This window comes from Methylothermaceae bacteria B42 (assembly GCA_001566965.1).
Lineage (GTDB): Bacteria > Pseudomonadota > Gammaproteobacteria > Methylococcales > Methylothermaceae > Methylohalobius.
On record LSNW01000033.1, the window covers coordinates 1 to 24,883 of the forward strand.

Below are 24,883 nucleotides of genomic sequence, written 5' to 3' on the forward strand. Positions count from 1 at the left end.
ACACCACTTTCGATCATAACTCAGGTAACAGGCCCTACCGCCCCAGTCTGATTTGGAGAACCACAAGCTGAGATCAAAATACCCAGAAAAAGCAAAATAACATAAGGCTTCATGAGCAAACAGTAATATAATTTTTGTGTTAACGGAATAGGAAGGAAAAACCATGCGCTTTAAAGTAATTATGGCCGCCATCGCTCTGTTCGCGATGAAAACTTATGCCATCTCCCAGGATCCTGTGAAGCAAAATAGTCACCTTGAAGAAAAAGCTCGCCAGGCTGTGGCTAAAATGGCGAACAACTAACACCAGAAATAGAACAAACACTCAAAGAGCTTTACCCCGATGATCAGGCTAAAGGCTTCAAGGTAGGAGATATCCGCGGAGCCTTTACCGTTGTGGTTCCGCTCCAGAATAATCCGGCTTCTCCATAGATTTGATGACTATGGTTGAAACCTGCGCCACCAACTTTGTCAGTTTGTGACGCGCTTTTTCTTTCAGGCGTTGCGAGAGATAAGGTTGCGCTGGATCAAGAGGCAAATCGGCAACCTTTTGATAATATCTGAATGACTGCTGGGCTTTTCCAATTTTTCTCAAATAATCCGCATAATAATAATTACTTTCAATCCCTTTAGGATTCAAGGCGAGCGCCTTATGAAAATAGTGCGCTGCTTTTTCGCTGTTACCAAAAGATAGTGGCCATCCCGGGACTTTGTAGTACAGACATCCAAGGGCCAAATAAGCAGCGCCATCCATAATTTCAGGATCGAGTTCTATGGCATGAAGCAGCAAATCCCGAGTATATTTTAGTTCGCCAAGTATGCCTAATCCGGGATTTAAGCTTGCCCGACTGACTAATACGATAGCTTCCCAAACAAGTAATTCCGGTTTCTCAGGATTAGATTGCTTCAAGTTTTGGATATCGCTTAGTAATTCTGTCAATCCTGCCATTCTTTGCTTTTTGGGCCAATGATAGGTGATCTCATCCCACCGCTGCCCGATGTGCTCAAGGTCCTGGAATGTGTGCGCCGCAGATATCTTTTGAGAAAAACCGAGAACAAAGATAATGGAGAATAAATACGTCACCAACAGGCTTTTTGCTGGAAGTCTCTTTGTTGTCATTTGGCAATTTTTTTTGTCATCACGCAACAAATTATAAATTCTAGCGTGGAAAAATGCAGCATTGTTTTTTTTTGCTGTCGATAAGGGAACTTTTACATAAGTCCGCTCAGTTGTTCATGGGTTCCTGACGAAATTAGAACCGATTGCAGTCTTATAGTCGGCCTGTTGGTGGTGTGACTTCTATGTCATTCGGTTTTTTTCTTGTGCCCCTTCAGGTCACCCCATACAATCGTTTAAACGGTGAAAATCGCTAATCAACGAGGTGCCGCCCATGGCAACTTTGATATTTTGGATTGTCTGGGTTGTTTTCTGGCTTTTAGTCCTCTACGCGGTCTTGTTCATCTTTTACTTGCTACTGAAGTTAAAGGAACCAATAACCCCGCTAGAGTCCATGCCCAACTTCAAACCTGTTCCCATCCTATAAAAAATCAAAATACTTGGCTCCACTAACTAGTGGTTCTCGTGTTTGATATCCAGAAATGGCAATTTATAACCCGGGCTCTTTCATATTCGATATCAAACAAGCGTTGCTTGCTGACGTACTGGTTCTTGCAAATGTTTGTGTACCGCCCGGGCGCGGCCGGATTGTTTCGCCTCATATAAAGCTTCATCCGCCATTTTCAACAATAGCTCTGGTGTCATTGACTGGGTTGGGATGGCAGTGACAAGGCCGATGCTTGTAGTAAGGCATATCTCCCGGTTGCTGTCAGGTAGCAAAAGCACGGCTGTTTTTTTAGCCAAATTTGCTGCCATTTTTTTCACCCTAGCAGGCTCAGCACCGTATTGTAAAAGCACAAACTCATCACCCCCTAGACGGGCTGCTATATCGCCTGGCCGGCAAGCATATCCTGCCAGAATTTTAGCGAGTTGTTGAAGTGCTTTATCCCCTGCATGATGCCCATAGGTATCATTAATCCACTTGAGATGATCCAGATCAATAAGAAGTAGCGCTAAGATATTGTGGTAGCGTAATGCCCGGCGCCACTCCGCATGAAAGTGATTAATGAAAGCACGGCGATTGGCCAGAGCGGTTAGTTCATCCGTATGCGCCAGCTCCCGCAAACGCTGTGCCATTAAAAAAGCCTGCCGTTCTTTTAGCTCCAAAGACCAGCAAATATAAAGCATGCCAAGAAAAGCCGTGACAAATAAATGGAATGAGGCCAATACCAACGGAAAGGGCAACGGATGAATTTTCCATGTTACAAGCAGATAAAAAATAAACGTGATTGCTGCGGCAACCGCTGGCCAGCGGAAGTCGGTACGAAAAAACGCCAAGCCAACAATCATGGTAACCAGCAGGCCCGTAAAATGCAGATTTTGAAATTCATCGGGCAGCAGCGTATTCATCACCACAATAGCACTGCCGGAAATCAACAGGGCAAGAAACGTCATTTGTGGCATGTAGCGCTCGGATATATTGCGCACGAAAAAAGCTGCCAGCAATATCATCAGCAAAGGCAGGATAATACCCAAACGAATTAACAATATGGTCTGCCAGTAATCGCCACCTACTACCCAGTCGACAAAACCAAACAACGCAAATAAAACCAGACCAAAACAAATGGCGACACGGTTTTGATTCCAATGGCGGTCAAAGTATTGGCGCTGAAACTTTTCTTCTAGTTCCGGCGAACTAAATGCAAGGCGAATGCCGTTAGGCCACTTGGGGTCGGATTGTGAAGACTCGGCTTTATCGTCCAAGATTTGACTGCCCCACCGCTAAATCAGAACACAAACAAGCGCTGCTTGTTTGTGGAAAAATTAAGCCTAAGCGAAACACAAAAACACTACAAGGGAAAATTCCCTTTAAATAAAAACATTGTTTACAATTTGTTTTTGTAGCGCATTTATGTGCTAAATTGGCGTCAAATCAAAAATTATTTATTTAAGCAAGTGCACCAATGGCCGGTAGCGAGAAAGCATATTCCAAGCCTGCGCTACTGCCTGGCAAGTAATCCGGCCCTGAAAAGTATTCACCGCCTTGGCAAATCCTGGCGTCTGCACCGCTGCTGCCAACCCTTCATTGGCCAGTTTCAAAACATAAGGCAATGTCGCCCGGGTCAAGGCAATAGTGGAAGTACGGGGATAGGCCCCCGGCATGTTGGTAACGCAATAATGAATAACGTCGTGCAAGATATAAACGGGATCTGCATGGGTCGTTGGGCGGGAAGTTTCGATACAGCCGCCTTGATCGATACTGACATCAACAATTACCGAACCTGCAGGCATCGTCTTGACCATTGCTTCGGTCACCACGTGGGGAGCACGGGCGCCGCGAAGCAGCACTGCCCCCACGACCAAATCGGCTTCCACTATTTCTTTAGCAATGGTTTCCGGTGACGAAAGGATATAACGAGTGATGCCAATCTCTTGTTGGAGTTTTTCCCCTCTTTTTTCATCCAATCCCGCCATGACAACTTCGGTTCCCATGGCGCAGGCGCGTTGCGCAGCGTGCTGACCGACCACGCCGTCTCCAATAACCAAAATCTTGCCGTAACCCACACCCAGCACCTTCGCTAGCAAAGTGCCCCGCCCCCGATTAAAGCGGGCCAAATAATAGGCGCCCATCAAAGTGGCCATATTGCCCGCCACCCCGCTCATGGGTGCCAGCAGGGGCAACCTCCCTTGCTCGTCTTCCAAGGTTTCATAGGCAATAGCCGTGGTACGGCTTTGCAATAAGGTTTCCAGCAAAGATTTCGGCGTGGCCGCCAAGTGAAAATAGGTGAACACCATTTGCCCCCGTAAAAAAGGATATTCCGGGGGCAAAGGTTCTTTTACTTTCAGCACCAATTCAGCGTCCCAAGCATCAGACTGAGTTCCAATCGACGCCCCAGCTGTCTGATACTCAGCATTCGTAAAACCCGACCCCAAGCCGGCATCATGTTCAACACATACCTGATGGCCTGCCTTGACTAAGGTGCCAGCGCCTTCAGGCGTCAACGCGACCCGGTATTCTTCGGTCTTGGTTTCTTTGGGAACGCCGATTTTCATTACTATTCAAGCTCCAGGGCAGCTTTACGGATCACTTCTTCCGGATCGCGCACCAGATTCTTGCTCACTGCCTTGGCCATGGTTTTGGTGGTAACAGGGTTGACATGTTTACGCAGCAGCCCAAGAAATTCCGGTGGGGCAATCACTATCAACGCTTCAAATTCCCCTTTAGCCCGGGCTTTATCGAGATGGTCGGCAATTTGCTTGGCAAACATTTCCGCCTCGTGCTTTTTGGGATCGACTTCGTTTTCCATGGCATGCCGTCCCTGACCTGCACTGTCAAAAGCACGGCCAGCGTTGTCAGCATTGATATCCAACACCCGCGCCCGGGATTCAGGATGGGCGAGTCCTTCAATTTCTTTCATTGGTTTCAATCGGCTCTCTGCCTGAAAAATCCGCGCACGACTGCTTTCGGCAACCACAACCCATGTTTTTTTCATTAGAAAATTCCCCCGTATTAATTGAAATTAAAATTAAGCCATCAAGTGTTGATATAAGAACATACGCTCTATTCGATTAGTTGCAATGCCACCTGTTTGGCCCCTTCCAGCACAACTTTTGGGTTCAAGACCACTTTAACGGACACTTGGGCCAACATGGAACCAAACCGTCCTTTATCACAAAATGCCCGCATAAACTCGCCCTGCTGGAGAATAGGCAGAATTTTCACTGCGATACCCCCCGCCAGGTAGACACCTCCCAGGGCCAAACTTTTCAAGACCAGATTGCCAGTTTCCGCCCCATACAGAGAAGCAAACAAATTCAGCGTTTCAAGACACAACTTGTCGCCTTTTTCCAACCCCCATTCACTGATCAGCGGTGCAGGATCTTGCTTTGCCAAACTAGCGGCAAGTGTGGGAGCTTCTGGAGCAACCCCCTCTTTCCGCAAAAATTGATAGATGACAGCCAACCCAGGCCCAGACACCAACCTTTCATAGCTCACGTGGCCACCCAACTCTTTGCGCAGCTTCGCCAGCAAAAGGTCTTGAAGCGGTGAATTGGGCGCGAAATCGCAATGCCCCCCTTCGGTAGCGACAATAATATCCTGACTGCCGTGGCGGATTATCAACGCCTCGCCCAATCCCGTTCCCGCAGCAATGACTGCCCGGTTTGCATTGATCTTGCTCTGGGCATTTGGATTGAGTTCCAGCAATTGGTTTTCCGACAACCGGATAACTCCATGAGCGGCCGCTTCCAAATCATTGAGTAATTTGATTTTGGCACCGGGCAGATAATCTGCCAATGCTTTTTCAGAAAGAAGCCAAGGCAAATTGGTGGTATGGCAAATCCCTTGCTCCACAGGACCTGCCACTCCAAAACAGGCGGCAGTCACAAGACCCGGCGTTTCACGCAAAAATTCGGACAAGAGATCTTCAAAGCGATCAAAATCACCACTGGCAAACTGTTTTTCCAGCAGACAGACAACACCATGCCGACCCGCTTCCCAAAGGGAAACCCATGTCTTGGTGCCGCCTATGTCCCCGGCCAGAAGTATTTTTTTCAAGGGCTTAGTCCCTGCAAGGTAGCAATAATGGTCCGGCTGCCACCGTGGTTACGATGCTCCCCTAAATAAATCCCCTGCCAGGTTCCCAACGACAATCTGCCTTTTGCCATGGGAACCGTCACTGACACACCAAGCAACGAACATTTAATATGAGCGGGCATGTCATCGGGACCCTCCAATACATGCCGGTAATAGGGCGCATCGTCTGGAACAAAATGAAGAAAATGAGATTCCATATCCGCGCGCACGCTGGGATCGGCATTTTCATTGATCGTCAATGAAGCAGAAGTATGGCAAAGGAAAAAATGCGCCATGCCGATTTTGAAATCGCGCAATTCCGGAAGCTGCGCCTCCAACTCGCCGGTAATCAGGTGAAATCCCCGGCGTTTGGGAGACAAGGTGATTCTTTTTTGTACCCACATAGCCTGTTTGGAATCAATGAAACATTGGCGGAGAGGGCGGGATTCGAACCCGCGTGGGCCGTCAAGCCCCAACCGATTTCGAGTCGGCGCCGTTTGGCCGCTCCGGCACCTCTCCTTGCAACCAGGAGCCGCGCTGGCTCAACACTGAGGAAATGTTACCACTTGGCAACAGACTCCGCCATTACCAAAGACAATCCGCTCATCACCTATCCATTTGCTTTTTCGGGGGTGGAAGCAGGAGGCATTTAATGATTACGTATGGAAGCCATGACGCGACCCATCTCAATCCGTTGCGCCGGCGTTAATCGTTTTTCGAGCAAAGGCAAGAAATCTTCATTCTCACGGATCAGATGTTCCCGCTGAAGCTTTTCGAAACGGGCAGCTTTCACCCCCAGTTGATCTGGCACATCGTGACATTCGAGTATGGCTTTCAGATCAATTTCCAGCACCCGCCAACTTTCCTCGATTTCCTCGTGATCCAGGGTCAAACGCTCAATCATGCCGTCAATGAGCAGATCCTGGCCAATGATGGCAGGAAACAAGGCCCGCTCTTCGTCCTGATGATGTAGAACGTTGGCCCTTTGATAATAGGCGTACAGCCCGGCCAAATGGCTAGCCCTGTCGGCATCGACGCCCTGTGCCTCGATGGCGCTAATCAGTTCGAGCAAGCGCTGGCCTTGTTCAAGCAGATGATCGTGATAGGCGCGGATGACTTTGATGCCATCGGAAAAATTTGTCGCCGGGTCGATGAAGCGGATTTGCATGTCAGATTTCGGTCTGGAAGATCGCTTCCAGGGACACGGTCAGTCCTTCCAGAATCTGGGAGTTGACTTCTCCGGTTTCACTGGCGAAGCTGACCGAAGTGTAACCCTCATCGCCCAGTCCCAGCACATCCACTGCCCGGTTACCCGGGTCTACCAGCCAGTATTCCCGCACGCCGAAACGCTCGTAGAGCTTCTGTTTGGCGTGATAGTCGCGGTGAACCGAGGAAGGGGAGACGATCTCCACCACCATATCCGGGGCGCCGAAGATCCCCCGTTCCTGAATGATCTCCCGGCGTGCTTTGGCGATGAACAGGAGATCCGGCTGAACCACGTTGTCGGGGCTGAGAATGACATCGATGGGGGCGTCGAAGACATAGCCCAGGTCGTGTTCCCGCACGAATTCGGTCAACAGGATTTCAAGGTTGTGGGAATACCACTGGTGAAAGGAAGAAGGCGCGGGAACCATCAGCAATTCCCCTTCGATGATCTCATAGCGCTGCTCGTCATCCAGTTGCAGGTAATCCTCATAGCACCATTGCTTGGTTTTCGTCGAAAGTTCGGCCACGTTCATGGGCATTACCTCTGCTATTGGCACAATACGAAACAATCATACCAACTTTGCGCCTTCCGTGTCCCGGCGATGAAAGAACTCACCGCAGATAATGCACAAGCTTGGTCCGCACCACCTGATACGGCCGCCACAGATAGTTGATGGGGATGGTGAGGATGTGCACCAGGCGGGTGAAGGGGAACAGCAGGAACACGGTCAAGCCGAAGAACAGGTGCAGCTTGTAGATGAAGGGGACCTCGTCCAGCAGTTCCGGGCGCGGTGACCAGGTGACGATGCTCTGGGCCCAGTCGGCCAGCCGCACCATGATTTCGGCATCGCCCTGGAAGGCGTGATAGACCGACACCGGAATGGTGATGAGGCCCAGCCCCAGGGTCACCAGCAACCAGTCGAGGATGAATATGTCCATGGAGCGGCTGGTGGCGCGGATGCGCGGGTGGTACATGCGCCGCCGCCACAGGATCACCCCGCCGATCATGCACAGGGTGCCGAACAGGGTGCCGGCGGCGATGGCGATGATCTGGTGGACCATGTCGGAAATACCCAAAGAGAGAAATACCTGATGCGGGGTCAAGAGCCCTGCGAAATGGCCGAAGAACAGCATGATGATGCCGGCGTGGAACAGGCGGCTGCCGGTTTTGAGCTGTTCCTTCTCTAGCAGCTGGCTGGAGTCGGCCTTCCAGGTGTACTGCTCACGGTCGTAGCGCAGGATGTTGCCGACCAGAAACACGGTGCCGGCGATGAAGGGATAGATGCCGAACAGAAAATGTGAAAAGGTCATAGGTATCTCCAGTTTCTATTTTTTCACCGCAGAGGCGCAGAGTTCTTCGATTTATGATCAGATTGTGGAAGAACCAAGCAGGGAGCAGGGGAGTGGTTTGAGGGCGTACGCGGCCTGGATGGCCGCGTCCGAGCCTCCAGGGAGGGATTCACGGCGTCCCGAAAACCACTCCCCTGCTCCCTGCCCACCATGTATCTTTCACGGTACATTTACTCTGCGTCTCTGCGGTGAACATCAATCATCAATCAACAACTTAACCAACGGCCCATACGGGCTTTCCGTCCTGGCCAGATTGTCCGCCAGCACTTCCAGCGCCTGCTGGCACTGGGCCAGAAACATGCCGCCCTGGCCCTGGGGCAGGGTGGAGGCGTATTCCAGAATCAGGGGCAGGTAGTCGGGCAGCTCGCCGCGGTCGATCTCCAGCCCCTGTTTCCTGTAGAACTCGGCCAGGTTGGCCAGGGTCATGCCGCGCTGGCGGTCCTGTTCCTCGAACAAATGCCAGGTCAGGTGCAGGCTGGTGTCCGGGGTCAGGTCGAAGGTGCGCACGTACCGGGCCTGCCAGTCGGTGAGTGGCATGCTTTTGGCCCAGACAATGAAATCACCGATGACCATGCGGGCTTCCTCCGGCAGCTGCGCCAATACGGCCTCGATCTCGTCCAGGTGGGCCGCCAGTTCCTGATCCGGATACTCCAGCAGCCGCGCCAGCAGGCGGTAGAGCAGCGGCGGGGCGGTCAGGGTTTCCGCGCTCATGCTCTGTCCTCTCTCGGTGAGTCTTGCGAGGGCGGGGAAGGGTCTGCCGGACCGAAATGCGTCCCTGCATTTAGGCCCGGTGTAGCCCTCCCTGGCCGCTGACAGAACCTTCCCCGCCCCCGCCGGTATGATGGTGAGCGGGCCGTCATCCTTCCACCTTGGTGGTTTTGGGTTTTTTCAGTTCGCTCATGGGGGTGAACTGGATCGGCTGGGCTACGCCCTTCCTTTTCTCGGGGAACAGGGAGCAGCCGCTTTCGTAGGCGCTGACGCTGCAGCCCTCGTTACCGAAGGAGAAGCCCATCTGGCCCTGGAAGGCGTAGATGTCCTCGTGGGCCCGGTATTCCGGCGCGGTGGGGATGACGAAGCGGTCCTCGTAGTTGGCGATCGCCATCAGGTGATACATCTTCTTCACCTCCGCTTCGGTCAGTCCGACCTCCTCCAGCACCCGGGTGTTGGGCTGGTTCTCGACGGTCACCGAACGCATGTAACTGCGCATCGCCAGCATCCGCTTGAGGGCGCGGACGATCGGTTCCTCGTTGCCGGCGGTGAGGAAGTTGGCGAGGAAGCGGACCGGTAGCTTCAGCACTTCCACTTTGGGAATCACGCCGTCGTCGTGGACCGGGAGATTCCCCTGGTCGATCTGGGCCTGTACCGGCGACAGGGGCGGCACGTACCACACCATCGGCAGGGTACGGAATTCCGGATGGAGCGGGAAGGCCACCTCCCAGTCCATTGCCAGCTTCCAGATCGGCGATTTCTGTGCCGCCTCGATCCAGGACTGGGGGATGCCATCCTTGAGGGCCTGTTCGATCACTTCCGGATCGTGGGGATCGAGAAAGATCTGGCGCTGGGCCTCGTACAAGTCCTTGGGGTCCTCGACCGCCGCCAGCTCGGCGATGCGGTCGGCGTCGTAGAGCATGATGCCGTTGTAGCGGATGCGGCCGACGCAGGTTTCCGAACACACCGTCGGCAGCCCGGCCTCCACCCGCGGGTAGCAGGCGGTGCACTTTTCCGCCTTGCCCGATTCCCAGTTGTAATAGACCTTTTTGTACGGACAGTTGGAGACGCACATGCGCCAGCTGCGGCAGCGGTTCTGGTCCACCAGGACGATGCCGTCCTCCTCGCGCTTGTACATCGCCCCCGACGGGCACGAGGCCACGCACGAGGGGTTGATGCAGTGGTTGCAGATCCGCGGCAGGTACATATTGAAGGAATTTTCGAACTCGGCGTAGACCTGCTTTTCCACCTCCTTGAAGTTGACGTCGCGGGATCGCTTGTCGAACTCACCCGCCATGTCGTCCTCCCAGTTGGGGCCCCATTCGATCTTGTCGAGCACGTGGCCGTCGATCAGGGAATAGGGGCGGGCCACCGGGGCGGCCTCCTTGAGGGGGCTGCTTTGCAGGTTGGCGTAGTCGTAGTCGAACGGCTCGTAGTAGTCGTCGAGGGTGGGCAGGTCCGGATTGGCGAACAGATTGGCCAGACGCTTGAGGCGCGAGCCGGATTTCAGCTGCAGCTTGCCGTTCTTGACCTCCCAGCCGCCGTGCCACTTTTCCTGATCCTCCCAGTGCTTAGGGTAGCCGATGCCGGGCTTGGATTCGACGTTGTTGAACCAGACGTACTCGACCCCCTTGCGGTTGGTCCAGACGTTCTTGCAGGTCACCGAGCAGGTGTGGCAACCGATGCACTTGTCCAGGTTGAAGACCAGGGCGAAATTGGCGCGTACTTTCATCGTTGACCTCTTGAGTTCACCGCAGAGACGCAGAGGGCGCAGAGATTTTTCATGGTTTCATTCCTCCAGGTTCAGGACGATCCGGCGGATACCGCGTTTGAGCACCGGAACGTTGAAGTTGATCAGCAGGGCCAGAGGCCAGTTGCCCAAGCGGAGATAAGTCAACACCTGGGCCTCATGGATCGGCAGTAGTTGTTCGACAGCCTTTAGTTCCACGACCACCCATTCGGCGACAAGAAAATCAAGCCGGTAGCCACAGTCCAGGCGTTTGCCCTTGTAATCGACCGGCAGCGGATGTTGGCGCCGGTAAGGAATATTCTGCAGATCCATTTCATGGGCGAGACATTCCTCGTAGGCCGATTCCAGTAATCCAGGTCCCAGCACTCGGTGAACTTCCAGCGCGGCACCGATAATCGAGCGAGTGATTTGGTTAATTTCCATTTAATTTAATTCACCGCAGAGACGCAGAGGACGCAGAGTTTTTTAAATTATTAATTTTTTCTCTGCGCTCTCTGCGCCTCTGCGGTGAGACGCTCATTTCCCGTTGAATTCCACCTCCGGCTCCCGTTCCGGCGCTTCCTCGAAGCCCGGATCAATGGCAGGGTAGGCCCCCTGCGGCACCCCTTCCGGATTGAGCTGGGCTTCGCGCTCGGGGGTCAGTTCCCGTTCCAGCCAGTCCACCTCCTCGTCGGCGATCTTGTGCAGGACCACGAACTCGTCGCGCTGGGAGCCGACGGTGCCGTAGTAGTTGAAGCCGTAGCTGAACTGGGCGTAGCCGCCGATCATGTGGGTGGGCTTGACCGTCACCCGGGTGACGCTGTTGAGGATGCCGCCGCGCTTGCCGGTGGTGACCGAGCCGGGGACGTTGACGATCTTTTCCTGGGCGTGGTACATCATCGCCATCCCCTCCGGGATGCGCTGGCTCACCACCACCCGGGCCACGGTGGCGCCGTTGCTGTTGACCGCCTCGACCCAGTCGTTGTCCTTGAGGCCGATCTTTCGGGCGTCGGTTTCTGCCACCCAGACCACAGGTCCCCCGCGGAACAGGTGCAGCATCCGCAGGTTGTCGTTGTAGGTGCTGTGGATGCCCCACTTGGAGTGGGGGGTGATCCAGTTGAGCACCAGGTGGGGCTTGTCCTTCAGGCGTTCCCGCAGGGGGCCGGTGGCCTTCAGATCCACCGCCGGGCGGAAGGTACAGAAGCCTTCGCCGAATTCGCGCATCCACTCGTGATCCAGGTAGAACTGGGCCCGGCCGGTCAGGGTGCGGAAGGGGATGTACTCGTGGATGTTGGTGTAGCCGGCGGTGTAACTGACCTCCTCCGACTCGATCCCGCTCCAGGTGGGGGCGGTGATGATCTTGCGCGGCTGGACCACGATGTCGCGGAAGGTGATGTGGTCCTCGGCGCGGGCTTCGGCCAGGTGGGTGTGCCTGCGGCCGGTCTTCTTCTCCAGCGCCTTCCAGGACTTCAGCGCCACGTGGCCGTTGGTCTCCGGCGCCAGGGTCATGATCGACTCGCACACGGCGATATCCTCGGAAAGCGATGGCCGCCCCTGGCTGACCCCCTCCTCCTCGATGGTGCCACAGATCACTTTTAGTTTTTCAATCTCGTCGCCGGTCTCCCAGTCGATGCCCTTGACGTTGTTGCCCAGCTTATCCAGCAGCGGGCCGAGGGAGGTGTATTCCTTATAAGTGTTGGCGAAATCGCGCTCTACCACTTTGAGAATCGGCATCGTCTTGCCGGGTACCGGTTCGCACTCGCCCTTCTTCCAGTCCTTGACCTCGAAGGGCTGGGCGATTTCGGCCGGGGAGTCGTGCATCATCGGAATCGCCACCAGGTCCTTTTGGGTACCCAGGTGCTGTTCCGCCAGTTCGGAGAAGCGCTTGGCAATGGTCTTGAAGATCTGCCAGTCGGACTTCGACTCCCACGCCGGACCCACCGCCGCGGTTAGCGGGTGGATGAAGGGGTGCATGTCGGTGGTGTTGAGGTCGTTCTTCTCGTACCAGGTCGCCGTCGGTAGGATGATGTCCGAGTAGGCGCCGGTGGAGTTGAGGCGGAAATTGATGTCCACCAGAAGGTCCAGCTTGGCGATCGGCGCCGGGGTGCGCCATTCGATCTCCTTCGCCCGCGCCGGGTCGAGCACATCCTGCATCACCCCGTTCTGGGCCCCGAGCAGGTGCTTGAGAAAATACTCGTGGCCCTTGGCGCTGCTGCCCAGGAGGTTGGCGCGCCACACGAACAGGTTGCGCGGGAAGTTTTCCGGGGCGTCGATGTCTTCGCAGGCGAAGCGTAGTTTTTCCGCCTTGAGCTGTTCGGCCACGTGGGCGGCGACTTCCGCTTCGGTCTTGGCCCCGGCCTGCTCGGCCTCGCGCACGATCTCCAGCGGGTTTTTGTTGAAGTGGGGCGCCGAGGGCAGCCAGCCGAGACGCTGGGCGACCACGTTGTAGTCGGCCAGGGTATGGCCGCGCCATTTGCCGCTGGCGGTGGAGGCCATGACCTCGTCGGCGGACAGGGTTTCGTAGCGCCACTGGTCGGTGTGAAAGTAGAAAAAGCTGGTGCCGTTCATCTGCCGCGGTGGGCGGTGCCAGTCGAGGCCGAAGGCGATGGGTGCCCAGCCGGCCTGGGGCCGCAGTTTCTCCTGACCGACGTAATGGGCCCAGCCGCCGCCGGACTGACCGACGCAGCCGCACAGGTGCAGCAGGTTCATGATCGACCGGTAGGTCATATCGTTGTGGTACCAGTGGTTGACCCCGGCGCCCAGGATCACCATGGATCTGCCCCTTGTCTTGGCGGCGTTGTCGGCGAACTCGCGCCCGGTGCGGATGATGTCGGCGCGTTTGACCCCGCTGATCTTCTCCGCCCAGGCCGGGGTGTGGGGCAGGTCGTCGTCGTAGCTGGTCGCCACCTCGCCCCCCAGACCGCGATCGACGCCGTAGTGGGCCAGTTGCAGGTCGAACACCGTGGCCACCAGGACTTCCTCGCCATTCAGGTTGAGCCTGCGTACTGGGACGTTGCGGACCAGGGTGTTGATGCTCACCTTCCCTGGCGAGCCCCCTGCGGGCGCACTGCGTGCGTCCAAATCCGCTCCCGGCGGATTTGTATCGCTGTTGTCGAAACGGGGGAAGTGGACCGCGACCACCTCGTCGGGATTGCCCACCAGGCTCAGCTGCGGGGTGATGTCCTCACCGGTGGCGCCGTCCCTGGGCTCCAGGTGCCATTTGCCCTCCTCGCCCCAGCGGAAACCGATGGAGCCGGTGGGGGCGACGATGTTCCCGGTATTCTCGTCGAACACCACCGTCTTCCATTCCGGGTTGTTGTCCTGGCCCAAGGCGTCGTCGAAATCCGAGGCGCGCAGGAAGCGGCCGGGGACGTAGCCGTCGCCGCGGTCGTCGAGGCGCACCAGCATGGGCATGTCGGTGTAGGTGCGCACGTAGTCGAGGAAGTACGGCGTCGGCCGGTCGACGAAAAATTCCTTCAGCACCACGTGGGACATCGCCAGGAACACCGCCGAGTCGGTGCCCTGTCTGGCAGGCATCCACAGATCGGCGAACTTGACGTATTCGGCGTAGTCCGGGGCGATGGCGACCACCTTGGTGCCCTTGTAGCGCACTTCGGAATAGAAGTGGGCGTCGGGGGTGCGGGTCATGGGCAGGTTGGCGCCGCAGACGATGATGTAGCCCGAGTTGTACCAGTCGGCCGCCTCCGGCACGTCGGTCTGCTCGCCCCACACCTGGGGCGAGGACGGCGGCAGGTCGCAGTACCAGTCGTAGAACGACAGGCAGGCCCCGCCGATCAGCGACAGGTAGCGGCTGCCGGCGGCGTAGGAGATCATCGACATCGCCGGGATCGGCGAGAAGCCGGCGATGCGGTCCGGGCCCCATTTCTGGATGGTGTAGACGTTGGCGGCGGCGATGATCTCCACCACCTCGTCCCAGGAAGCGCGCACGAAGCCGCCCAGTCCACGCACCGCGGTGTACTGCCGGCGTTTGTCGCTGTCGGCCTGGATCGCCGCCCAGGCTTCTACCGGGTCCTTGCCGCTTTGCCGCTCGGCCCGGTACAGGTCCAGCAGGCGGCCGCGGATCAGCGGATACTTGACCCGGTGGGGGCTGTACAGATACCAGGAGTAACTGGCGCCGCGCTGGCAACCGCGCGGTTCGTGGTTGGGCAGGTCGGGACGGGTGCGCGGATAGTCGGTGGCCTGGATCTCGAAGGCCACCAGGCCGTTCTTGACGTGGATGTTCCAGGAGCAGCCGCCGGTGCAGTTGACCCCGTGGGTGGAGCGCACCACCTTGTCGAAGCGCCAGCGGTTGCGGTAGGCGTCCTCCCACTGGCGGTCTTCACGGGTGACCACGCCGTGGCCGTCGGCGAAGGTGTCTTTTTTTTGCTTGAAGAATTTGAGGCGGTCGAAGAAATGGCTCATCGATTTACCTGTTGTTTAATTTATAAAAAACGAAAGCAATTGTTATGCCATTTAAATTTTGATAGCACACGGTTTTAAAACCCACGATTTTGGTAAGGAAAGCGCACAAAAGTGGTGCATCCAAGCAATTCTCTCCCCGCTATGATGCAATACCCTCGAGTTAAAGCGAATCCTAATGTTTAAGGCGCGGTGAAAGGCTTTTTGGCAAACGCCGTGCACTTGTCTCAAGCGGATTTGCTGACGGGACTTCCCTGTACCGCGGGAATCACCGAAATATTCAGCGCTTCCTATAGCAACCAGCGTAGCAACAATAAAACGTTAACCATCATGGAAACCAGCGCCGTCACTTTCCAAAAAGCTACTGGATCTCTTTCCAATAGGGGTTGACGGTCTTGCTGGAGAAAATTGGGATTGGGTTTTTCCAGGTCGTGGAGAAATTCGGATAAAGTTGGATAACGCTTGTCAGGGTCTATGCTCAAGGCTTTTTCCAAGGCCCGATCCATCCATACCGGAATTTCCGGATTCCAGCGCCGCGCTGAAATATATTTTACCCGGGTGATATTACCTTCTCCATATTTTTCCCCATAAGGCAGGCGGCCCGTGAGCAATTCGTAAGCAATGACCGCCAAGGAGAACTGATCTGACCGGGATGATCCCCCATAACCCAAAAAATATTCCGGCGCGGCATAATGCTTGGTACCGAGCAACTGAATCCGCTCGAGAGGACTGCTGACTTCCTCGAGACCTGCAATCTTGACCGAACCGAAATCGATGAGTTTGACAATACCATCCCGGTCAATCATGACGTTTTCCGGCTTGAGATCCTGGTGCAGCATTTCCAGGCGATGGAAGGCCAGCAGGCCCTTGGCAATCTGGCTCACAAGCTCACGCACTTGCTGGAAATCACGCTGGGGGTGTTCGTCCATCCACTGGCGCAGGGTTTCCCCTTCAATATATTCGCTCACCAGATAAAGACAGGAACGGCGCCGCTTGGGTTTGAAAACCCGCATTACATGGGGGCTCTGAATCCGGCTACCGACCCATTCTTCGTGGGAGAATAAATCGATGTAGATGGGATCGTCTTCGAAATTGGGTGAAGGGGTCTTGAGAACTACTTTGTCACCGCTTTCTTCATCGATCGCCAAATAAATCTGCACCCGCTTGCTGGCACTGATTTCGCGGACAATACGGTAACCATCCAGCTTCATTCCCGCCTCCAATAATGGCGGAAAGGGCAATTCTGACAGTTTAAGCAGGACTTCCTGCTCACTAGGAACCGGCAATTGGCGAAAATGGATAATTTGGCAGGTCAGATTGTCGGGACTGGCGGCATCGTAGGCTTGCCGCACTAATTCATAGGCTGCCTGATTGAGATCTTCATGTTCTTCGATGGCTTTGACAATAACCTCGGAAGACACGTATTCGTGCACGCCATCGGTGGTAAAAATAAAGATATCTTCCGGTTCCACCGCCAAAGAGCGGTAATCAATGTCCAGGCGCAGATCAATGCCCATGGCCCGTGATAGATACTGGTTTTCACCGCTCCCCCAACTATGATCCTGCGTCAGCTGTTCCAACCGGCCACCGCGCAGACGGTAAATGCGACTATCGCCAATATGAAAGATATGAGCAGTACTGGACTTCACAATCAATGCGCTGAGGGTGCTGGCAAGACTGCCCGGCTGGCTTCCTTGACCATAGAGCCAGCGATTGGTTGCCAGCAGGACTTTTTCCACTGACCGTTTGACGCTCCAGGAATCGGGCGTGGCATAGTAATCGTGCAACAGGCTTTTCACACAGCTTTCGCTGGCGATTTTGCCGTCCTCGCAACCGCTGACGCCATCGGCAATCACCGCCACAATGCCTTTATAGGTCACCTCCGGTTCATCCGGAATCAAAACCCCAAAAGAATCCTGATTGTCCTTTTTCCTGCCGGTTTCCGAGTGCTGTCCGATCTCTAGTTCAAAATCCGTCATGGCTTACCAAAAAAAAACGGCGCGGGTTGCCGTTAGTTCCCGCGCCCAAGGGGAGTGTGACAACCTCTATTCGACCTCTATCATTTGCACCGTTCCGTCAGGCAGCGTTTCGGCCATGTGTCCTTTGGGTTCCTCCAAGAACAAAGCGGCAATCATGCCCGCCAAAGCGGCGCTGGCGATAACCATGAAGAAAGTGGCGGCATCAACGAAGGAATAGACTGTTAAAAATACCACACCTCCGACGTTGCCATAGGCGCCGGTCAGACCGGCAATTTGTCCTGTCAGGCGGCGTTTGATTAAAGGCACCATGGCGAACACGGCCCCTTCGGCAGCCTGAACAAAGAAAGAGCACATCATGGTAGCTGCCACAGCCAACGCCAATGGCCAACGGCTGTCGATATGGCTCAGAATCAAAAAACCGATGCCAATACCAACCATTAGAATCATGAGCGTCACCTTGCGGCTGAACTTGTCGCTGAAAAGGCCGCCGCTGGGCCGCGCCACCAAGTTCATGAAGGCAAAACCAGACGCTAAAGCGCCCGCCAAAACCTCACTGACGCCAAAGGTATCTTTGTAAAATAGAGGCAACATCGACACTGCCGCCAATTCTGAACCGAAGGCAATGAAGTAGGCCAGGTTCAAAATCGCCACTTGCCTGAACTTGTAGCGGTCAAATTCTGGCACTGACTCCTTGAATACCCGATGGTTTACTTTAACTGCGTGATAGATCTGATAGGCGTATAACAGACTCAGGATGATATATAGGACGTTAGCCAACGCGGCGGTGAACAATCCTAAATTATTGAGCTTCCAGGTCAGCAAAGCCAAGGCCAAATACAGCGGCAGATTCATCAACAGATAGAAGAAAAAGTCACCCACGGAGCTGACTTCCATTGCACCGGTCTTCTTGGGTTTGAAGTAAGTGGAACCCTTGGGAGTGTCGGAAACGGAAAAGAAGTAGATAACAGAATAAATCATGGCGATGCCACCTGTAGTAGCGATGGCGTAGCGCCAGCCGTTCTCGCCACCATAGATCAAAGCCAGTGTGGGGAGTATCAAGGCGGCGGCCGCCGAGCCGAAATTCCCCCAGCCGCCATAGATGCCTTCCGCCAACCCTACCTCGCGGGCCGGAAACCATTCGCTGATCATGCGAATGCCAATCACAAATCCAGCACCCACGAAACCGAGCAAGAATCGACTCAAGGCAAGTTGCTCAAAGGTTTGGGAAAAGGCGAAAGCAAAGCACACCCAACTGGCAAGAAACAATAGCCCGGAAAATACCCGCTTGGGGCCGAAGTGGTCCACCAGCATACCTACAATAACCCGCGCCGGAATGGTCAAGGCGATATTAAGAATCAGCAAGGTTTTGACTTGTTGGGCAGTAAGACCAAAGCTCTCCCGAATCGAGGCCATCAGCGGCGCGTGGTTGAACCAGACAAAGAAACTGATAAAAAAAGCCAGCCACGTCAGATGCAATATACGCATCCGGCCAGAAAAAGAAAAAAAGGTAAAACGTTCAGTCATATTGGATTTCGGCATTGTTGATATCAGTTACACAAGGTAAAAGCACAACTCATGCCAATTATTAAGAACCCTGCTGCAAACGGTATAAAGCTTGCCAATCGCCATATGCACCGTGTTGGTGCATTAAATCGATATGCTGGATGCATTCGGCACAACGGGTGTGCATCATGAAAAGGTATTTATGGGCATGTTGTGGATAAAGAGGTTCTACCAGTGGAAATGCAACCCGATAGGATTGGGATCATGAGGGCCTGTGGCAGGAAAAAGAAATCGCTATCAGCAAAGCAGCCGGATTTCAAGATCGATATCCAGTTCAACCCAGGTTCTGTCCGCAGTGAGCGCAGGGAGTGCCTTATCCGCCGCCAAAGCCAGACAGGCTCGGTCAGCCAGGGACAGCCCGTAGTCTCTTTTCCACGGTTTCCCGACGTTCCAGCACCAAGCTGTCACCCACCTGCCGCACTATCAGCCGGTCACCGGGTTTCAATTTTAAGGTCTTGCGAAAAGCCGCGGGAATGACTATCCGCCCCTGAGCGCCCACCAGGATTTCATTTTCTCTGACTGCCATTTACCTAGCCTCATGCCACATTCAAGGTAAGCGTGGGCATAAATGTCCACTTTTCCTGTGAAAAACCAGTACCACGTCGTTTAAACACGTAAAGGATTGATTGTAGGGTCAGGTGGTCTGATTCGACTTGAATAAATGACGAACCCTGGTGAAGAACGGAGAAAATTTCATTCAAGGCATGCAGATGTTTCCCTCGGCCACGACCACCGCTTCACCACCAATGCGAAGATTCAGCCGGTCGCGGCCCTTATGATCCATCTCCAGATTAAGCAAGCTGCGGCGGCTGCCTTCAGCCCCGCGTTCAACGGTAAATACGTATGTACCCTTACGGATATGGGCATGGGAACACAGATAGCCACAGAAAGCCGGCATCGCCGCCCCCACGGGCGGATCTTCCTTGGGACCGATTTCAGGGCCTACCAGGCGAGCATGGAAATCCACCTCGGCGCGATGAGTACGCGGGCTAAACAACAAGATTTCCTGAGCGGCGGTAGCCGGCGCAGTGGACTGCGCCCAGGTTTTGAAATCGAAACGGACGCGGCGAACCGCTTCGCTATCCTTTAGCGGCACAATGAGAAACGGCCGTCCGGCAGAGGCGATTCTAGGGGTAAACCGTTTGGTTTCAATCTCCCGTGTCTCCAACCCTAACATTTGCGCAAGCTCTTCCGATGGTGGCGCGAACAAGTCTACAACCGGTTCCACAGTCATGGCAAAGGTCACCAACTTCAAATGGCCGTTATCTCGAAAGAAAAAAAGAGGCAGCACGCCGCGGCGAGTGGCCACCGTTAAGTTGTCTTCGGCCAAAACATCGGCATTGATATGATTCAGCACATAACCGGCGGCAACCAGTGTCTGAGCAGCGAAATTCATTTCCCTGCGGGGATTGAAGATCCGCGCCCGCCATGTGGCTTCCTCACCGCCAGGTTGCAGAAAGATGGTCTGAGGCAAATTAAGCTCCCCAGCCAATTGCAGCATCTGCCGGTCGCTCAAACCCTCCGCCACGGGAAAAACGCCAATTTGCGCCCCGCTGAAAGGCTGCTGGGTAAAGGCATCGGCAATGTAATAGGAATAGGTCTTCATGGGTTATCTCTTTGCGCTGGAATTTGAATCAAAACCCTACCCTCTTCGATACGTACCGGATAGCAGGGTACTGCTACCGACTCATCCTCAATACAGCGGCCGGTCTTGAGACTGAAATGATGTTTGTAGACGGGCGATGCAACGACGGGTTCACCGTGAATATCGCCAGTCAGCCCCCGCGACAGTACGTTGGCGTGACTGAAAGGGTCATAATTGCCAATAGCAAACACCTGATCCAGTTTAGGGATATAGAAAATGGCGACTTGCCGCCCTTCCAACAAGGCGCAGACACCCGCATCCGGTTCCAATTCATCAATGCTACAAACGTCAAACCAAGTTTTGGTTGGAGTTGCCGTGGTTTCGGTCATATCGATCCTTTAGATTGAAATATTGTTTTACCGCAGAGGCGCAGAGAACGCAGAGATTAGAATTTAAGCTTTAGTCATTTCAGCCATAGGAAAAACCGATGGCTACGCCTGAATAGAGCATGAAGAAAACCTTAAATAATCTCTGCGTTCTCTGCGCCTCTGCGGTGAACCAGTAATTTAAGAAGCCTCTTCCAGCTCGATGGGAATGCCCTTGAGCTGGCGTTTTTCTTCCAGCGTCGCCGGGCGAATCTGGCCACGTTCTTCAATAAAGACCACATTGTCGTCGCTCTCGTCGGCGTTGACAAAGAAACGGAAGCGTTTTTTCATGACTTCCTCGTTTTCCAGGGTCTTCTTCCATTCGCACTCGTAGGTCTCGACCAAGTGCTGGATCTGCTTTTCCAGTTCGTCGCAGATACCCAGCTTGTCATCGATGATGACTTCGCGAAGGTAATCGAGGCCACCTTCCAGATTTTCCAGCCAGGTAGCCGTGCGCTGGAGGCGGTCGGCGGTACGGATGTAGAAAGCCATGAAGCGATCAATATATTTTATCAAGGATTCGTCGTCCAGATCGGTGGCGAATAGATCCGCGTGGCGCGGCTTCATACCGCCGTTACCACATAGATACAGATTCCAACCGTGCTCGGTGGCAATCACCCCAATGTCTTTACATTGTGCTTCGGCGCACTCGCGAGTGCAGCCAGAAACCGCCATCTTGATCTTGTGGGGGGCGCGGATGCCCTTGTAGCGATTCTCCAAGTAGATCGCCATGCCCACACTGTCCTGAACCCCGTAGCGGCACCAGGTGGAGCCGACGCAGGATTTTACGGTCCGCACCGCCTTGGCGTAGGCGTGGCCACTCTCGAAGCCGGCGTCGATCAGATCCTTCCAGATGTGGGGCAACTGCTCCAGGCGGGCGCCGAACAGGTCGATGCGCTGGCCCCCGGTAATCTTCGTATAAAGATTGTACTTCTTCGCTACTTCGCCAATGACTATGAGTTGCTGGGGGGTAATCTCCCCACCCGGCACCCGGGGCACCACCGAATAAGTACCATCCTTTTGCAAGTTGGCGAGACGATAGTCATTGGTATCCTGCAACTTGAAATATTTGTCTGAGAGCACGTAGTCGTTCCAATAGGAAGCCAGAATCGACCCCACCGCTGGCTTGCAGATATCGCAACCCAGACCCTTGCCGTGTTTCTCTAGCAATTCATCAAAGGTGCGGATTTGCTCAACGCGAATGATGTGGTACAACTCTTGGCGACTATAGGGGAAGTGTTCGCAAATGTCCTTCTTGACTTCGAGACCACGCTTTTCCAGCTCGTTGTCCACGACTGATTTGAGCAAGGCAGCACAGCCGCCACAACCAGTGGAAGCCTTGGTTTCCGCCTTGATATCAGCCAACGCCACCATGCCGTTGTCTATGCAAGCGACAATCTGCCCTTTGGTAACGTTATGGCATGAGCAAATGGTGGCGTTTTCCGGCAATGCATCAGGACCAAGACCTGTGGCAGCACCCTCAACGCTTGGCAGGATAAGGGAATCAGGCGCTTTGGGCAGTTCGATACCATTAAGGTAATACTGTAACAGGGTATCGTAGGCGCTGGAATCACCCACCAGCACCGCGCCAAGCAAGTGTTTGCCATCCTCGCTGACAATAAGGCGTTTATATACTTCATCGTGCTCGTTTTTGTAAACATAGCTCTGCGCTCCCTGGCTGCTACCGTGGGAATCGCCAATCGTGCCTACTTCCACACCCATGAGCTTGAGCTTGGTGCTCATATCGGCGCCGGTAAAACTTGCCTCCTTGCCACTCAAGACATCCACCACAACCCGCGCCATTTGATAGCCTGGGGCCACGAGGCCGAAAATCCGGTTATTCCACAGGGCACACTCGCCGATGGCGAAAATATCGGGATCGGAAGTACGGCAATGATCGTCGATGACAATGCCGCCCCGGGGCCCCACCTCAAGGCCGGCCTGGCGGGCCAGTTCATCACGGGGGCGAATGCCAGCGGAGAATACAATCAGGTCGGTTTCCAGTTCATCATCGTCGGCAAATTCCATCTTTAAACGTTGGAACTTGCCCTCTGAAATGTTCTGGGTGTTCTTGCTGGTATGCACCCCAACGCCCAGCGCTTCAATCTTGCGCTGCAGCATGGCACCGCCTTCTTCGTCGAGCTGGACCGCCATCAGGCGCGGCGCGAATTCCACCACATGGGTTTCCAGTCCGAGATCTTGCAACGCCTTGGCCGCCTCCAGCCCCAGCAGACCACCGCCAACAACAGCGCCGACCTTACCCTGCTCTGCGGCTCTTGTGATCGCCTCCAGATCCTCAATGGTACGATAAACAAAACAACCTTCACGGTCATGACCCGGTACCGGTGGCACAAAAGGAAAAGAACCCGTGGCTAATACCAAAAGGTCATAGGGCACTTCAACGCCTTTTTCCGAACGCACGATTTTCCGGGTCCGGTCAATTTCCACTGCCTTGTCTCCCACGTGCACGGTAACGCCATGCTGCTTATAAAAATCTTCGGTTGTAAGCGCCAACTGTGCGGGATCGCGGGTTTCAAAATAAGAAGTCAAATGGACCCGGTCGTAAGCAAGGCGGGGTTCCTCGCAAAAAGTAATGAGCTCAAACTGGTTGGCGGCATCGGTTTGCACCAGTGCTTCAATAAAATGGTGACCAACCATACCATTGCCGATGATGACGAGTTTTCTACGTTGCATGGATTTGCCTAACGGATAAGTGGAATTGTAAAAAGACAAAGCACAAAGTGTGCCATGCTTTAGGCGCGAAAAATTGCGAATGAAATTATTTGATCCGGACAGCCGGCGCACCGATTTGGTGCAATCAAAAATAAAATCGCCCTTTTCTGGTCAAATAAGCGGTATCGGTACACGGGAATATATAACCCTACCTATACCCATTTACGAGTGACAATGACCTGCAAGCCAATTTCAGGTTTCATCGCACGGAATCTTGTGAATCAAGCGCTTCTCTCCGGGCGTCATTCCCGCGAAAGCGGGAATCCAAATGCCAGTGCGTGCTGGGTGGCTTCGTACCGATAGAGTCTATCCCCGCGGAATCATCCGTAAAAGCTCATGCGCACTTTTGCGGAATGACGAGGGCATTATGGATTACGCGCTTAAATTATTAACTGATGTTATGCACTTGCCCGGAATACCCTTGTATATTGTATCCACCATGAAGAACTTGATTTGGTCCGGTGCGATAGTTCGATGGCCCTCTGGGAAGCAGAGCCCGTGGGAGAGCGCGGAGCGTCGCAGCGGTTTTCATTCCATAACCCGAACGGTTGCTTGGGGCGATGACCCCGCATTTTGCAAGGCAGGGAATCATGATGAACCGCATAGAATCCTTTGTTGGCATTGATGTATCCAAAACGAGGTTGGATGTTCGCATAGCCCCTTGCGGAACGAGTAGGCAAGGGGCATACGACGAGGCTGGCGTTGAACAGTTGGTGCAGCATCTGCATGATCTTCAACCGACCCTGATTGTGTTGGAGGCTACCGGAGGCATGGAGACCCTCATTGCGACCAGTCTGGCTGGTCGGGGTCTGCCGGTGGCGGTGGTCAATTCCCGACAGGTGCGTGATTTTGCCAAGGCGAGTGGACATTTGGCCAAAACAGATCGAGTGGATGCCGCGGTACTGGCAGCCTTTGCCCAGGCCATTCGTCCTCCTGTTCGCCCACTCAAGGACGAAGGCAGCCGCGCCTTGGGGGAGCTGCTGAATCGGCGGCGACAGCTGATCGAGATTCGGGTCCAGGAAAGTCAGCGGCTCGATACGGCGGTCTCCAAGGCCATGAAAGCGAGCTTGATGGATCATATTCAATGGCTTGACAAGCAAATTGACGACGTGGACCGGGATCTGAAGCGACGATTACGCCAGTCGCCAATCTGGCGTGCCAAAGATGATTTGCTCAAAACCATACCGGGTGTTGGTCCGGTGACTACGTTGACCATGTTGGCCAAATGCCCGGAGCTAGGCACCTTGAACCGCCGCCAGATCGCCTCTTTGGTAGGAGTGGCGCCATTGGCAAACGACAGCGGCAAGCGCCGGGGCAAGCGATTCATCTGGGGGGGACGGGCCGAGGTGCGAGCTGTGCTATACATGGCGACGCTTTCGGCGAAGCGTTGCAATGAGGTGATTAAGGCGTTTGCAGAGCGCTTGAGGCAGGCTGGCAAGCCGCCTAAGGTTGTCATCGTCGCCTGCATGAGAAAGTTGCTCACCATCATGAACGCCATGATTAAAAATAACACCCCTTGGACGCCAAAAATGGCTTGACAGGGAACACGGTTGCTC

General features: G+C 54.4%; 18 protein-coding genes, 1 tRNA gene and 2 pseudogenes. 1 reads left to right on the forward strand and 20 read right to left on the reverse strand.

Features of this window, described 5'->3' with window-relative positions; all coding sequences use genetic code 11:
- Positions 1-385: 385 nt before the first annotated feature.
- The 20 genes and pseudogenes from AXA67_14170 to AXA67_14265 all read right to left on the reverse strand — a co-directional run bounded on the left by AXA67_14170 (position 386) and on the right by AXA67_14265 (position 23,288).
- Positions 386-1,147 (reverse strand): hypothetical protein, encoded by a 762-nt coding sequence (locus AXA67_14170; GenBank protein ID KXJ39604.1) that lies wholly within the window; start codon positions 1,145-1,147, stop codon positions 386-388.
- A 486-nt stretch (positions 1,148-1,633) separates the two neighbouring features.
- Positions 1,634-2,818: a hypothetical protein gene (locus tag AXA67_14175; protein ID KXJ39605.1), complete on the reverse strand. Its 1,185-nt coding sequence runs from the start codon at positions 2,816-2,818 to the stop codon at positions 1,634-1,636.
- A 180-nt stretch (positions 2,819-2,998) separates the two neighbouring features.
- Positions 2,999-4,108, reverse strand: a complete 1,110-nt coding sequence (locus tag AXA67_14180; GenBank protein ID KXJ39606.1) for an alanine dehydrogenase — start codon at positions 4,106-4,108, stop codon at positions 2,999-3,001.
- A gap of 2 nt (positions 4,109-4,110) precedes the next feature.
- Positions 4,111-4,548: a hypothetical protein gene (locus AXA67_14185; GenBank protein ID KXJ39607.1), complete on the reverse strand. Its 438-nt coding sequence runs from the start codon at positions 4,546-4,548 to the stop codon at positions 4,111-4,113.
- 68 nt (positions 4,549-4,616) lie between these two features.
- A complete protein-coding gene (locus AXA67_14190; protein KXJ39619.1) occupies positions 4,617-5,603 on the reverse strand; it encodes a hypothetical protein in 987 nt (328 codons plus the stop codon).
- 5 nt (positions 5,604-5,608) lie between these two features.
- On the reverse strand, positions 5,609-6,034 hold the full coding sequence (locus AXA67_14195; protein ID KXJ39618.1) for a hypothetical protein: 426 nt from the start codon (positions 6,032-6,034) through the stop codon (positions 5,609-5,611).
- Between the two features lie 25 nt (positions 6,035-6,059).
- A tRNA-Ser gene (locus AXA67_14200) sits at positions 6,060-6,149 on the reverse strand.
- A 130-nt stretch (positions 6,150-6,279) separates the two neighbouring features.
- On the reverse strand, positions 6,280-6,798 hold the full coding sequence (locus AXA67_14205; GenBank protein KXJ39608.1) for a hypothetical protein: 519 nt from the start codon (positions 6,796-6,798) through the stop codon (positions 6,280-6,282).
- A 1-nt stretch (position 6,799) separates the two neighbouring features.
- The gene (locus AXA67_14210) at positions 6,800-7,369 is read right to left on the reverse strand and encodes a hypothetical protein (protein ID KXJ39620.1); all 570 of its coding nucleotides are present in this window, start codon (positions 7,367-7,369) and stop codon (positions 6,800-6,802) included.
- A gap of 79 nt (positions 7,370-7,448) precedes the next feature.
- The gene (gene narI / locus AXA67_14215; protein ID KXJ39609.1) at positions 7,449-8,147 is read right to left on the reverse strand and encodes a nitrate reductase; all 699 of its coding nucleotides are present in this window, start codon (positions 8,145-8,147) and stop codon (positions 7,449-7,451) included.
- Positions 8,148-8,381: 234 nt separating this feature from the next.
- Positions 8,382-8,897: a hypothetical protein gene (locus AXA67_14220; GenBank protein ID KXJ39610.1), complete on the reverse strand. Its 516-nt coding sequence runs from the start codon at positions 8,895-8,897 to the stop codon at positions 8,382-8,384.
- A 145-nt stretch (positions 8,898-9,042) separates the two neighbouring features.
- Positions 9,043-10,626, reverse strand: a complete 1,584-nt coding sequence (gene narH / locus AXA67_14225; GenBank protein ID KXJ39611.1) for a nitrate reductase — start codon at positions 10,624-10,626, stop codon at positions 9,043-9,045.
- A gap of 57 nt (positions 10,627-10,683) precedes the next feature.
- Positions 10,684-11,067: a GxxExxY protein gene (locus AXA67_14230; GenBank protein ID KXJ39612.1), complete on the reverse strand. Its 384-nt coding sequence runs from the start codon at positions 11,065-11,067 to the stop codon at positions 10,684-10,686.
- A 177-nt stretch (positions 11,068-11,244) separates the two neighbouring features.
- Positions 11,245-15,045 (reverse strand): annotated as a pseudogene (locus tag AXA67_14235) (hypothetical protein).
- Positions 15,046-15,332: 287 nt separating this feature from the next.
- Positions 15,333-17,021 carry a protein kinase gene (locus tag AXA67_14240; protein KXJ39613.1) on the reverse strand — a complete coding sequence of 563 codons (1,689 nt, stop codon included), beginning with the start codon at positions 17,019-17,021 and terminating at the stop codon, positions 15,333-15,335.
- A gap of 66 nt (positions 17,022-17,087) precedes the next feature.
- Positions 17,088-18,545 carry an MFS transporter gene (locus AXA67_14245; protein KXJ39621.1) on the reverse strand — a complete coding sequence of 486 codons (1,458 nt, stop codon included), beginning with the start codon at positions 18,543-18,545 and terminating at the stop codon, positions 17,088-17,090.
- Between the two features lie 397 nt (positions 18,546-18,942).
- Positions 18,943-19,110: pseudogene (locus tag AXA67_14250) on the reverse strand (AbrB family transcriptional regulator).
- 171 nt (positions 19,111-19,281) lie between these two features.
- Positions 19,282-20,190, reverse strand: a complete 909-nt coding sequence (locus tag AXA67_14255) for a hypothetical protein (protein KXJ39614.1) — start codon at positions 20,188-20,190, stop codon at positions 19,282-19,284.
- A complete protein-coding gene (locus AXA67_14260) occupies positions 20,187-20,558 on the reverse strand; it encodes a nitrite reductase small subunit (GenBank protein ID KXJ39615.1) in 372 nt (123 codons plus the stop codon). The genes AXA67_14255 and AXA67_14260 overlap by 4 nt, the downstream gene beginning before the upstream one ends.
- A 177-nt stretch (positions 20,559-20,735) precedes the next feature.
- Positions 20,736-23,288 carry a nitrite reductase gene (locus tag AXA67_14265; GenBank protein KXJ39616.1) on the reverse strand — a complete coding sequence of 851 codons (2,553 nt, stop codon included), beginning with the start codon at positions 23,286-23,288 and terminating at the stop codon, positions 20,736-20,738.
- Positions 23,289-23,920: 632 nt separating this feature from the next.
- On the opposite strand from AXA67_14265, the gene AXA67_14270 reads away from it, so the two are divergent.
- A complete protein-coding gene (locus AXA67_14270) occupies positions 23,921-24,865 on the forward strand; it encodes a transposase (protein ID KXJ39617.1) in 945 nt (314 codons plus the stop codon).
- Positions 24,866-24,883: the final 18 nt, after the last annotated feature.